This is a genomic window from Pseudoalteromonas sp. 1181_04, assembly GCF_052850545.1.
This window is the reverse complement of record NZ_VXCS01000022.1, coordinates 57,040-70,263: the sequence shown is the minus strand read 5'-3', so window position 1 is coordinate 70,263 and position 13,224 is coordinate 57,040. Positions and strand designations below refer to the sequence as shown.

The window sequence follows — 13,224 nt, the reverse complement described above, 5'->3', positions numbered from 1 at the left end:
GTATTTAGTATTGCTAATAATTTTAAATTAACACATTAGAATGAAAGGCGTGCACCTAGATAAAAACGGCGCGGTTCTACCCAATCAGTTGCTTCACCAAATGCAAAGTTACCATCACCGCTCGCTAATCCTTGCTCTACTGTAGTGGCTTGGTCATCCAGAATGTTGAAAATATCTAAGAAAAACTCGGCTTTATATTGATCAAAGTCATGAGTATATTTAACTCGGATATCCAATGTTCCGTATGATGGAGTAACCTCACTACCTACAGAGTTATCAGCCACCCAATTAGTTTCATAACCGCCAAATTCATAGGCCTCATCAACTTGTAGTGGTAAATAACGGCCTGAAATCAGTTGTGCTTTACTGTAGCGGGTACCTGAGTTCCAATTATAAACAGCACCGACTTCAAAATTATTATCGAAATAGTACGTACCTAATATCTTAAATTGATGCTCTACATTACCAGGTTGCTTACCGTACATGTTCGGTGCTCTTGGATCTAGAATTTCCCAGTCACCTTGGAAATCAGCATTACCATCTGAGTTAGAGTTACCTTTAGCATCATTATGAGTATAAGACGCTAACATAAACCAGTTATCAGCGCGTAGTTTTTTAAATGTGACCTCAATACCTTCATAATCTCGTTTAGCACCTGCTAGTGTACCAATAACGTAGTTTGAACCTGGATTCTCATCGTAACCAAAATAAGAAAGTGGCAATTCAAGACTTGTACCAGCCATGTAGCCATCTTCAGAATAAATACTCAAGTCATAATCTTCCATAATATCTTTGGTAGTGCGCTTGGTATATGTTACTGATATGTTTGTACTGTCTGTTAAGTTAGTAGAATAACCAATTAAATACTCATCAGTATAAGGGGTTTTTGTACTTGGCGAGAAAAATGCATCTTGCTGTTTTGCACCTCCGCGCGTTCTAAACGTTACCCAATCATCATTAACATAAACTCTTTCCTCTAATACAGATCCTGTTAGGTTACCAGCAAATGAAGTCATATCAGTACGAAGAGGATCGTAGTAACGCCCACCAAATGCCCACACTTTGGAGTCACCATCACCAAAAATATCGTAAATAACACTTAAGCGAGGCGCAACTTCCCAATCAAAAGTAAAGATAGTTTCCCCTGTTGATGCAATATGATCCCATTTCTCAGCTCTTAAGCCTGCTTTTATCGTTACGTTATCAATTGTAAAAGTGTCTTGTAAGAAAGCCATTTTGCCTTTGGTTTCTAATTTTGAAGTAGCTTGCTGAACTTGCTCTATTTGGTATGCATTTACATCACCTGTAGGGTTATTTGCAGTACTGTCAAAAACAATGGCTTTTACTTCATCATCGCTAATAACACCATCATTATTTAGGTCTGCGCCATGTAAGTTACCACTATCATTCAAAGCTTGTGCTACACGAGTATAATCAGCCGCTGCTAATCCTTTCTCACCCGTCCATTGGCCCGTCGCATATGTTTCAAATGTTACGCCACTGTCTGATGCTGCTATTGAATTATATTGAGGTCCACCATTGTAGACACTATTAGAAATATTCTCATTAGTCTCTACAGAATAACCAGCCTCAAAAGTATGATCACCAAAGTCAGTGTCTAAGTAATACGTAAAATCTATGTAAGCAGCTTTTTTATTTCGCTCACGAATTGTATCGGCACCTAAACCACCAATATCTGTTTGTGACTGTGAAGGTGAGGTACTTAAAAAAGCAATATCACTGCGTGTTGATTTATCTAAAGCGACAGTAGAAAACTCCGCTTCGTGCTCCATATACCCAGCATTAATAATAAAGTCATCCCATGAATGAGAGTAGTCTATTTTATAATTGTCACCACCCGTTTTTTGTGTTCTTTGGCGGTTATATACGGTTGTTGTTGAACGTGATCCTGATAAATCTCTTGGGTCATTGAAGTAAGTAAAAACAAGGCGGTCTCTGTCTGTCGCTTGCCAAGTTATTTTACCAAATCCTAAATCTGTATCATCTTCTACAGTATGGCTAAACTCACCCGTTTCTGTATTCGTTATATCGTCTTCGCGGTTTTTTAGCTGGTAAGATGCGAAAAACCATAGTTTATCTTTAATAATTGGGCCGCCAAGCGTGATAGCAGTATCATAGGTCGAAAACTTATTTTTACTTTTTGATTCATTGTCATAATCACCAACAAGGCTATCATTTTGGAAGTAGTAGTTTATTGAACCATGAAATTCGTTACCGCCCGATTTAGTTATAACACGAGATACTAAGCCAGCTCCGCCAGCATATTTAGCTTCAATACCGCCAGTTAAAACTTGCTGCTCTTGAATAATTTCTGAATTTATATTGCCGCCAGCTGTACCGTCCGCATTATCAGTAACATTTACGCCATCAATATAATAAACGTTATCAGATGAACTACCTGCTTCACCGCCTATATCAACATAGTTCACACCCGATTTAGATGATGGATTACCATTTGTTGAAGGTTTAACGCCAGGGACTAACTGTAAGTAGCTTTGAAAGTTCCTGCCTGTTGGGAGTGATTCTGTCATATCTAGCGTTACATCTAGACCTGTAGATGACGACGTTGTATCGATAGCAGTAACTGAACGACCTGAAACAACTATTTTTTCAATGTCGCTGTTACCATTAGCAGCATCAACAGCGTAGTTTAAATTTAAGTTTTTATCAGTAATAACGCGAACATTTTTTGCTTCAAAAGGCTGGATAGATGCACCTGTAATGTCAATTATATATTGACTTGACGGGTCTAAGCCTCGTAATGATACATAACCATTACTATCTGAAACAGCTTGCTTTCCAATTAAACTTTCAGGAGATTTCGCAGATACAGTTGCGCCTGCTATAGGCTGCCCCTGTTTATCAGTCACTCTTATTTTTAAACCACCTGTATCAGCAGCATATACATTACTTGAAATACTAACAGCTGCAGCGACGGTTGCCGCTAGTAATTTTTTGTTGAATTTCTTCATTTATATTTTCCCTAAATATTTTTATTAGAATTTACATTACATGTCATTAATTAAAATAGCACAAATGTTAATAAAGTAAATATTTAGTTTTTATGATTTTTAAGTGTGAATCTATTGGTGTTTTTTTGTTTTGTAGAATGTTTATTGCTGTTGTTTGTTAAATAATAATCATGTCTGGTGAGTAATTATAGTGTCAGGTAAATTGCTAAGTAGCAAAGTTATAACTTTGTATGGCTTTGTTTTTAATAAATAAGTTTAATAAGAAAGGTGTTTTTTTAATCGTCAAAATCAATATTCTAGTTAAGAAATTGACGTTATTGTTTTGTTAATTGGAATGTTGCTATTAATGGCTGTATATTTGAGGTATAAAATTCGCAGTTATATGCAACTGCGGCTTTCGATGTATAGATCCAAGCTAATTTATTTATGACCAAAGAAATAATAGCTTGCCAATTAACTAGTCAGTACTTGGCTGTGAACTTGTGCATTTAATATTACAACTTTTGCACGTTTGAAGAAGTTAAACTCAGCTGCCGTTGCTAGAGAATATGCGCCCATCATATGACTGATGATCAGATCACTATTATTTTGGTAGCACAATAGCTTCACTCACAACATCAATGCTGTTTAGGGTTGGACCTACTAATACAGATTCAATAAGCTCTCTGTGTTTTTTTATTGAGTTTATTGGATAAGCTGCTTTATCTAACATTAAACCGCTGAATGAATCATAAATGCCGATATCTAAGTAGTACCAATGTTTGATCTTACGAATAGCTTGATCCATTACTGATAGAGCGCTGGTTACGCAGCTGGCAACCATCAAAGCTTCTGGCTCTACAATTGCACGTCCCGTTTCTCGTAGCTGTACAAGCGCATCATTAATTAAAGCTCAAGTGCATCACGAATATCCGCATCACGCTTAATTGGAGGGTATGAATAGTATACTCACTTGTTCCACCTTGGCTGACAACAAAATCAACTTCACAGCTTGTTGCTAAGTCAAAGCTAGACCTTCTTCCAGTAGGACGCAAAAACAGCCGCGTATGATGAAGTGCAAAATGTAAGGTAATGCGCAGCTAAGAGCACTTTACTGTTGACGTACAGCTTCACAGTGAAGAACCATTCATGACGCGCCATGATAATAAAAGCAGTGTTTACTTTCTAAAATAGAAATATCAAAAAAGTAAATAAGATTTTTTATTTTAACAGAGCGTAGCGAAAATCTCGGGGGGCTTGTCCCAGTCTGTACTATCGAAAACATGGAACTTCAAAGAAATACGCATCACGTTTTTAGGATAATGTCCCATTTTGTGTGGATATCAAAATATCAAAATATCGATATAAAGTGTTCTCAGAACCTTATAAATCAGAGATGAAAGCAATTATTCAAAAGATTGGTTACGAATATGATATTGATATAATTGAGTTAGAAATACCATAAGATCATATTCATATGGTAGTTCTAAGTGAGCCGAAAATGTCACCTAGTAAAATAATGCAGGTAGTAAAGAGTATTTCGGCGAGAGAATTCTTTCGACTTTATTCAGACATAAAGAGGCGATACTTTTTTGTGGTAAGTTGTGGACTCAGAGTTATTTTGAAGAAATGATAGGAAATGCAAACGAAGGTACGATCAGAGCGTATGTGCAAAACCAGCTAATCGAATTAGATAGTAAAGAAAAGCACGGCGCTCAGTTAGGGCTCATATAAACGTAGTCGCTTGCGGTCGATTCTTTAATAATCATTGAGTTGAAAGTGTTTTTTGCTTTGTTTTCGACAAGTAAAATTAATCTTTATAAATATCTGGTTTATAGTAGGTTTTATAAATAGTCATAATTCGTTCAGCGATTTCAGGAGCAAAATTAGCATAGTGATATTGCTTTATGGGCTGGTGCATTTTAGCACTTTGCATAAGTGTATCTATTTGCTCAATCATTTCAGCGCCAACTTGGGTTCTGCTACAGGCAAAGTAGCCGCTATTAAACTCTGGGTATTCTATGATCTCACGACTATCTAGTTCAGCATATTGCTGCGGAGTTAAAAAGTGTTTAACACTCACGTCATAGTCAATGATCATATCAACACGCTTATGTAGGAGTAGTTTTGCTAACCGGGAAAAATCACCCGAACCAATTATGGGCACAATTTGATGTTGGTACATTGTCAGTATACTATCAAGTTCTTGATAACTAGTAGATGTAAGTATGGCAAAGGTGTGTTTATTTGCGAGTAACTTTGATATTGAAACTTGTTCAGGCAAATCTTTGAGTGTGTCTTTCAGTCCAAATACTCTGCGTTGCAAGAACATGGAAGAGGGCATAGCAGAGAAAATAAATTGTTTTTTGCGCTGAGGTGTTTTCAATATATTAAAACTACACACATCGGTTTGACCAGAGAGCTGCTTTAGCAGGCGAGCAACGTTAGTTGTGTATTGCTCTACTTTAAATTTATGACTGAGTGCTTGTGTAAAAGCAGCAAGGTAGCGCTCATCAGCAATTGATTTCTCTTCTGCAGTGAGAAAATACTCATAAGACAAAAGGGTAACAGCTTGCTTTGCATAGGCAAGGCTCGGCAGCATAAAAGCACAGAAAATGAGTAGCAGAATTTTCATACAAGTTCCTTTTTGTTATTATTAAAATAACAAGAAACTTTAATTTTGTCTTTTAAAAAAAGCCCTTGCGGGCTTTATATAATTAACGTGCATTGGTGCTTTCAAAAATTTTATCGGCCGATGCAGCAACGAAACCGGTATATAGTTCACCATCAGGTTTCGCATAACGCAGGGCAAACTCATAAAAACAACTAGGTACGCTCATCGTCGTGTCACTAAACTCTACGGCAAAGTCATCGGCAAGGGTTGATGATTGCTCAAGTAATACCTCAGGTGAGCCTTTTACTTCCCCGCCTGAAATATTAAGGGCAAAACCGGCATCTTTAAGCGCTTGGTTAACGTCTTCAATTTTATCAAATTTGGCAAGTTCATTAATGTTCACGGTGAAATGATTAGCACGGTAACCCCATGCTGACATCCACGCTGCATATTCGCTTTCAGCCAGTAACTGTTTATAAGTTTCAGAGCTTACTTGCCAATGGGTGCCTGAGTATAAGAAGTTTTCTGCGGTTACGGCATCTGCATCTATGCTGGCAACCAGCTCATTAACGATGGCTTGCAGTTGCTCAGAACATTGCTCTACAAGTAATTCAGAAATAAATACTTTTGGTTGCTTTGGATCGCTATGCTCATAATGTTTAGCATACAATTTTTTAGCTTCAAAATGATATTCACCACATTCTTTATAACCGACGGCTAAGAAATGGGCGGCTAACTTTTCCAGACCAATTTTTTCATGATTGAAAGTGCGTAGTGCAATATGGTCGTTGATCACATCATCTTGTTGTGTCGAGCCTAGTAGCTCATGAACTTTTACAGCTGACGGTGTTACCGCTAGGTAGTTTTGCCATAAGTTGTCAAAAAGGGCATTTACATCTGTGTGCATTTTTAATTCCTTAATTTAATTTCTGCAGCCGTTAAGCTGCAGACTGATTATTCAATAATTAAGCCCGGCGCAAGGGTACTTGGTAAACTAACGCTTGGTGCTTCAACAGAGGCTACTGGGTATGAGCAGTAATCTGCGGCGTAATAGGCGCTCGCTCTGTGGTTACCACTGGCACCAATACCACCAAATGGCGCGGCACTTGATGCACCGGTAATTGGGCGATTCCAGTTAACAATACCGGCGCGAATGTGCTTTAAGAAGTGCTCATAATCTTCACTTGAGTCACTTAAAAGCCCAGCCGATAAACCAAATGAGGTATTGTTCGCTTCCACAATTGCACTGTCAAAGTCGCTATAGCGATAAATTTTAATTAATGGGCCAAAGTGTTCTTCATCTGCGATGCTGGCCACATTTGTTACATCGATAATACCAGGGCTTACAAAACCGGTGCCTGGTTTTAAGTGTTTTAGTTCAACTAAAGGTTCAGCTCCCATATCAATCAATTGTTGCTGAGCGGCGACCATCCCAAGCGCGGCTTTTTCGCTGATCATAGCCCCCATGAAAGGTTGTTCTTCGCTAAAGCTGTCTGCAACTTTAATACTTTTAGTTGCGGTGATCAGCTTTTCTAAAATAGCATTACCATTAGCTGTATTTGCAATAAATACCCGACGGGCGCACGTACAGCGCTGACCAGAAGTTATAAAGCCGGATTGGATAATGTCATGCACGGCAGCATTTACGTCAGCCACATCTTTAATTATGAGCGGGTTATTTCCCCCCATTTCTAGCGCTAAAATTTTACCTGGATGTCCAGCAAACTGCTTATGTAATAAATGACCTGTGTTTGAGCTGCCAGTAAAAAACAAGCCATCGGTATCTTGGTGACTAGCAAGTGCAATACCGGTGTCAACTTCACCCTGAACAAGGTTGATCACCCCAGCTGGCAGGCCTGCTTTTAACCATAACTCAAGTGTGTATTGAGCAACAAGAGGGGTTAGCTCTGATGGTTTAAAAACGACGGTATTACCCGCTAAAATTGCCGGCACAATATGACCATTAGGGAGGTGGCCTGGGAAATTATAAGGGCCAAAAATAGCCACTACGCCATGCGGCTTATGACGAATAAAAGCTTTAGCGCCGGGCATTGGATTTTCAGTAGTGCCTGTTCGTTCATTATGAGCTTTTATTGAGATCGCCACTTTGCCTGTCATAGCACCCACTTCGGTGCGTGTTTCCCATAGTGGTTTACCTGTTTCGCGGGCAATGATAGTCGCAAACTCTTCGCTATTTTCTTTTAGCTGGCTGACAAAACGCTCAAGAACCGCAATACGCTCTGTAATTGGGGTATTTGCCCATGTAATGTGTGCCTGACGAGCTGATTTAATCGCTGCGTCTACTTGTTCTTTACTTGCCGCTTTACCTTGCCAAACAATATCACCGTTACTTGGGTTTATTGAACTGAAATCATGACCTAAGCCAGTTTGCCATTGGTTATTGATTAGTTGGCTGTTGTGCGTATTAACGCTCATAGAAACTCCTACAGAGGTTTACAGACGGAAAAACCGCGCTGCATCTCCTTGTTTTAATTTAAGTGCTTTTGCAACTTCACTACTAATAATCAAGGTATGTTTAGCATGATTATAATGTGCATGTTTTGTGAAAGTGGCTCTGAAGTCATTCACGCCTTGATTACAAATAGCTAAGGTGTCGGAACTTTGTTGATTAATATGATCAAGTTCACCTATGGTAATAGGGCATACTTGAGATTCACGGATGCTACGTATATTGCCAAGTTTGGCTTCAACTGTTGGCCCAGCATCAAATAAATCAACGTAACCTCGATGCTCAAAACCTTCTTTTTCAAGCAATTTTAGTGCAGGTTTAGTGTGCTCGTGTACTTTACCAATTACAGCTTGCGCTTTTTTGCTTAACAGATTGGCGTAAATAGGGTACTTGGGCATTAATTCACTAATAAATACTTTATCGCCTAAGCCGACTAAATGATCGGCTAGTGGGAATTCAATACTGAAAAAATGTTCTTCAAGCCATTGCCAAAATGGAGAATGGCCGTTTTCGTCACTAACGCCACGCATTTCTGCAATGATGGTATCGGCAAAACGCTCACTGTGTTGAGCCATAAACAAAAAGCGTGAACGCGATAAGAAACGTCCTGTTAGCCCTTTGCGGCTATCTTCACGTAAAAACAGTGTGCATATCTCTGAGCAGCCGGTGTAATCATTACACATACTGAGAATATCAACGGTGTTATATACGTTAAGAGTGCGAGAATGATGAACCGTTTTACCTAAATGATAGTGATACAAAGGAACGTTCATACCGACCGCCGCTTCAATCGCGGTAGTGCCGACTACTTGACCTGTTTCACTGTCTTCTAATACAAATAGGTAGCCCTCGTCTTGAGGCTTATTAATGTTTTTTGCAAAGCTCCTTTCTGCTCGTTCAATTTTCTCTAGCAACAAGGCATCATCAACAGGTAATGATGTAAAACCATGGCCTGACTCTATTGCTATTTGTTTTAGTGAGTCAAAATCATTTGCGGTTATAGGACGTAATACTTGCATTTAAAAGTGCTCCATTAACGCCCTAAACAGGGCGTTAAATTAGGTTAACCGTTTACAACGTCTGCTACGGCTTTTTCAAAGCGCGCTAGACCTTCTTTAATGTCCTCAAGTGGGATCACCAGTGAAGGCGTAAAACGAATAACATCAGTACCAGCAACTAAGCTCATTAGTCCTTGTTGAGTACTTGCTACCAAGAAGTCGCGAGCGCGCCCTTCAAACTTGCTGTTTAGTACGGCGCCTAATAATAGACCTTTACCGCGTACTTCACTAAATACGTCGTATTTTGCGTTGATCGCTGCAAAACCATCACGGAAAAGCTGTTCACGCTGTTTAACGCCGCTTAGCACTTGTTCGGTATTCACGGTATCAAATGCCGCTTCTGCCACTGCACACGCTAACGGGTTACCGCCATAGGTTGAACCATGCGTGCCCACTTTAAGATGTGCTGCAATATCAGTCGTGGTGATCATCGCACCAATAGGGAAACCGCCACCTAACGCTTTTGCTGTTGTTAAAATATCTGGTGTCACGCCTAATTCTTGGTATGCGTATAGTGAGCCTGTACGGCCTACACCCGTTTGTACTTCATCAAAAATAAGCAATGCATTGTGTTTATCACACAAAGCACGCACACCTTTGATAAATTCATTATTTGCAGAGATAATGCCGCCTTCACCTTGCAGAGGTTCCATCATTACGGCACAGGTTTTATCGCTGATCAGTGCTTCAAAAGCTGCTAAATCATTGTAGTCACAATGATCAATTGCGGCTGGTTTAGGACCAAAACCGTCAGAATATGCGGTTTGGCCACCCACAGTTACGGTAAAAAAGGTACGACCATGAAAGCCTTTGTTAAATGCGATTATTTGGCTTTTATCAGCACCATGTACATCCAATGCGAAACGACGCGCGAGTTTTAGCGCTGCTTCATTTGCTTCTGCGCCTGAGTTTGCAAAGTAAACTTTGTCTGCAAATGTTGCGTCGGTGATTTTTTTAGCTAATCGAAGTGCTGGCTCATTAGTCATCACATTGGATAAGTGCCAGATTTTTTCGCTTTGCTCTTTTAACGCATTAACAAGGGCTGGGTGACAGTGACCTAAACAGTTGACCGCAATACCGCCAGCAAAGTCAATATATTCTTTATCGTTTTGATCCCAAACACGAGAACCTTGGCCACGCACCGGAATAACCTCTGATGGGTTATAGTTAGGGACCATTACGTCGTTGAATAATTCTCTTGTTACTTGCATTTGTTACACCTAATTCTGGCTTAATATGAAAAAAACAAATTGCATTTGATGGGTTAATCAAGCCGTTATTACCCTGCAATAATGTGCTTTAATGATTTTTCTTATTTACTACCGCTATTATCTGAGTTCAAAGCTTAAATTTGCAGTGCTATTTTGTGAAAAATGATTAAAATAAAACACAAAATGACGAGGTTAATAATCAATATGATAACTATACAAGACGAAAAGCTACTTTCTATACTTCGCACGAATGCCAGAGCGAGTATTTCTGATCTTGCCAGGGCACTTAACTTATCGCGCTCAACTGTACAAAGTAGGATGTTAAAGCTAGAAGAAACTGGGGTGATAAAGGGCTACAGTGTTGACTATGGCGATGCGTACTTAAGTGCCATGGTATCGGCCCATGTATCAATTAAGGTAAAGCAAAAACTAACCACTAAAACTAACCTTGAACTCAAGCAGATTGATGCTATTTCACAATTGTATGCTATTAGTGGTGAGTTTGATTTGATAGCCGTTGTACAAGCACAAAATTTAGAAAAACTCAGCCATTTACTCGATGACATTGGTAACTTAGATGGGGTTGAACGTACGACTTCCTCTGTTATTTTAGAAACAAAGTTTAAACGCTAAATTGACCACAAATACAGAATGTCATACTTTATATATATTATTTTTTGCTGCGTAGCGTATTGAGGTTAAATTATTTTCTATCTTTACGACTAAACAAAACAGTATTTACGCACTACACTTACGACTAGCGCTGGGTTTTTTACTCGTTAATGTAATTATGCTCCCTAATTTTATTGGCGTTTTTATTTGGTTTATATTTTCTAGAACTTATGTTCGGGTAATTAATCATAATTAAGAATCTTCAGTTATTTGAATATAGGATCCCTATGGAAGAAAACTTATTAAATTCTGTTATTAAAATAACTAAAAACCGTGATGTAGATTCATTAGAATATAGCTTGATCTCGACGATCCAAGAATTTGTTGGTTGTACAGAAATTGTAGTTTATAAGGATTTAGACGTACACACTGATTTAACGATTGAGCGCAGCATATCGTTAAAAGTAATTAATGGTAATCAGTTTGAATGGGCACAACGTAAAGTAGTCGATTCACCAGAGCCAGAACTGTTGTCATGTTTGCGCTCAGCATGCATTATTACTGTACAATCAGCGGATGGCATTGAGAAGCGTTGGTTACCAATTTCTTTGCAAGATAAGCCGATAGGCGCTATTGCGGTTGTATGTAAAGATTTAAAAAGTGCGGATCAAGTGTTGCTTAATGCCTTTTGCCGTATCTATGAAAATTATTTATTTATCTTGCATGAAAATGAACGGGATCAACTCACTGGTCTGTTAAATAGACAAACATTTGATAAAAAAATAAAGCAGCTAATTGAAAAGCAAGTAATAAAACAGCATAAAACAGCAAAAATGGATAACAATCGCAAGCGTAGGCTCAGCTCAACATCTTGGCTGGCAATGCTTGATATTGATCACTTTAAAAAAATAAACGACAGCTTTGGTCATGTTTGTGGTGATGAAGTTTTATTGCTGCTTGCACAAAAAATGCGCCACTTTCTACGCTCAACCGATTTGATTTTTCGCTTTGGTGGAGAGGAATTTGTGATCGTGTTTGAACCCACCAATTTTGAGTCGATTGAAAAGAAAATGAATGAGTTTATGGAGATGATCAGAGAAACTCATTTTCCATTTGTTGAAAATATGACCGTTAGTATTGGCATGTGTCGCATCAGCCCTTACGACTTTCCTATTAATGTGTTAGAAAATGCGGACAAGGCACTTTATTACGCAAAGGAAAATGGTCGCAATAGGCTGTGTTTTTATGAACAGTTAATGGAGAACAACTTGATTGACTCAAATGATAAAAGCACGGATATAGATTTATTTTAATCTGACGCCTTTGGTATTTTCTTAATGATAGTTTTTGTTACTTCATCAAGTTTAATGACATAAGCGTTACCGCCAATTCCTTTAAATTCTTCATCGGTAAATACAATGGTATTTTCATCATAGAAAGTAATCGCTTCTTTTTGAGTCACAATCCCCAAATCTATTCGTGATACGTCCCCTGAGAAAAACTTATCACCAGTAAAGTTTTCAAATAACCAAATGCTTGTTGAATCTAATAATACTAACTTTGTACGATCGGGGCTCAGTGCTGCAGAGGTTATCCAGCAAAGCTTTTCCATTGTTGTACAGGTTTTAAATGAATCTATTAACTGCGCATCAAAATTAGCTGCATGATCGCCAACTTTATAAACATTAGTAATGCCATCAAACGGCTCAGTACGGTTTTTAGTAAACAAATATAAGTGACGGCCAAAGGCAACAAATGCTTCTAGATCAAAGTTTCGCTTATCTGGTGTGATAGGGCTACCGTCAAGTTCTGGATAAGTAAACTTGATAATTTCAGCTTCGGTGGTATCAGTTTTGATGTCGATGGGATTTTCTATTTTATAAATAGTGAGCCACTTACGTTCTTGTTTATTATTACCAAAGTCACCTAAAAAGAAGTGCCCAAAGTCATTCTGAGTCATATCTTCCCAATCAATGTTTTTCGCATTAGTAACAAGGACCTCTTTGGCGATAGAGCCATCTTCGTTGAGGCGATAAAGTTTTGGATCATCACCGCTGTCATTTATTGCCCACAAGCGCTTGAATTTATCAAATTCGATCCCCGATATTTCTTTGAGTTTAGGATCAACACTGAGTTTCTTTTTGCTGTATAAGGTATAAATTGAAATGCTGGTAAGTACAATACTCACCAAAATGATGATTGAGATTAATGAATAAATACTTTTTTTAAGCATGGAGGAAGTAGAATCTGATACTAAGTTATTGAGTATTATTATCTATTTTAAGGT

General features: G+C 38.5%; 10 protein-coding genes and 1 pseudogene. 3 read left to right on the top strand and 8 right to left on the bottom strand.

The window, feature by feature from the left end:
• Positions 1-35: 35 nt before the first annotated feature.
• Together FW757_RS17680 and FW757_RS17675 are read right to left on the bottom strand one after the other, a co-directional pair.
• Positions 36-2,993 carry a TonB-dependent receptor gene (locus FW757_RS17680; protein ID WP_182784485.1) on the bottom strand — a complete coding sequence of 986 codons (2,958 nt, stop codon included), beginning with the start codon at positions 2,991-2,993 and terminating at the stop codon, positions 36-38.
• A 583-nt stretch (positions 2,994-3,576) separates the two neighbouring features.
• Positions 3,577-3,816 (bottom strand): hypothetical protein, encoded by a 240-nt coding sequence (locus tag FW757_RS17675; protein ID WP_259399680.1) that lies wholly within the window; start codon positions 3,814-3,816, stop codon positions 3,577-3,579.
• A 552-nt stretch (positions 3,817-4,368) separates the two neighbouring features.
• Between FW757_RS17675 and tnpA the strand changes: the two are divergent.
• Positions 4,369-4,706 (top strand): annotated as a pseudogene (gene tnpA, locus FW757_RS17670) (IS200/IS605 family transposase).
• Between the two features lie 76 nt (positions 4,707-4,782).
• Here tnpA and FW757_RS17665 read toward each other — a convergent pair.
• The 5 genes from FW757_RS17665 to FW757_RS17645 form a co-directional block, all read right to left on the bottom strand.
• Positions 4,783-5,607, bottom strand: a complete 825-nt coding sequence (locus FW757_RS17665) for a transporter substrate-binding domain-containing protein (protein WP_182784487.1) — start codon at positions 5,605-5,607, stop codon at positions 4,783-4,785.
• Positions 5,608-5,689: 82 nt separating this feature from the next.
• Positions 5,690-6,493, bottom strand: coding sequence for a DUF1338 domain-containing protein (locus tag FW757_RS17660; protein WP_149980151.1), 804 nt, complete (start codon positions 6,491-6,493; stop codon positions 5,690-5,692).
• Positions 6,494-6,540: 47 nt separating this feature from the next.
• Positions 6,541-8,022: a succinylglutamate-semialdehyde dehydrogenase gene (gene astD, locus FW757_RS17655; RefSeq protein ID WP_182718638.1), complete on the bottom strand. Its 1,482-nt coding sequence runs from the start codon at positions 8,020-8,022 to the stop codon at positions 6,541-6,543.
• Positions 8,023-8,040: 18 nt separating this feature from the next.
• A complete protein-coding gene (astA, locus tag FW757_RS17650; protein ID WP_149980153.1) occupies positions 8,041-9,075 on the bottom strand; it encodes an arginine N-succinyltransferase in 1,035 nt (344 codons plus the stop codon).
• A 44-nt stretch (positions 9,076-9,119) separates the two neighbouring features.
• Positions 9,120-10,325, bottom strand: a complete 1,206-nt coding sequence (locus tag FW757_RS17645) for an aspartate aminotransferase family protein (RefSeq protein WP_149980154.1) — start codon at positions 10,323-10,325, stop codon at positions 9,120-9,122.
• A gap of 204 nt (positions 10,326-10,529) precedes the next feature.
• On the opposite strand from FW757_RS17645, the gene FW757_RS17640 reads away from it, so the two are divergent.
• Both FW757_RS17640 and FW757_RS17635 read left to right on the top strand, forming a co-directional pair.
• Complete coding sequence (locus FW757_RS17640) at positions 10,530-10,958, top strand: Lrp/AsnC family transcriptional regulator (protein ID WP_145235943.1); 429 nt, start codon at positions 10,530-10,532, stop codon at positions 10,956-10,958.
• A gap of 266 nt (positions 10,959-11,224) precedes the next feature.
• Positions 11,225-12,250, top strand: coding sequence for a GGDEF domain-containing protein (locus tag FW757_RS17635; protein ID WP_182740066.1), 1,026 nt, complete (start codon positions 11,225-11,227; stop codon positions 12,248-12,250).
• On the opposite strand, the gene FW757_RS17630 is transcribed toward FW757_RS17635, so the two are convergent.
• A complete protein-coding gene (locus tag FW757_RS17630; RefSeq protein WP_182718640.1) occupies positions 12,247-13,170 on the bottom strand; it encodes a hypothetical protein in 924 nt (307 codons plus the stop codon). The two genes, FW757_RS17635 and FW757_RS17630, sit on opposite strands and share 4 nt — an antisense overlap.
• Positions 13,171-13,224: the final 54 nt, after the last annotated feature.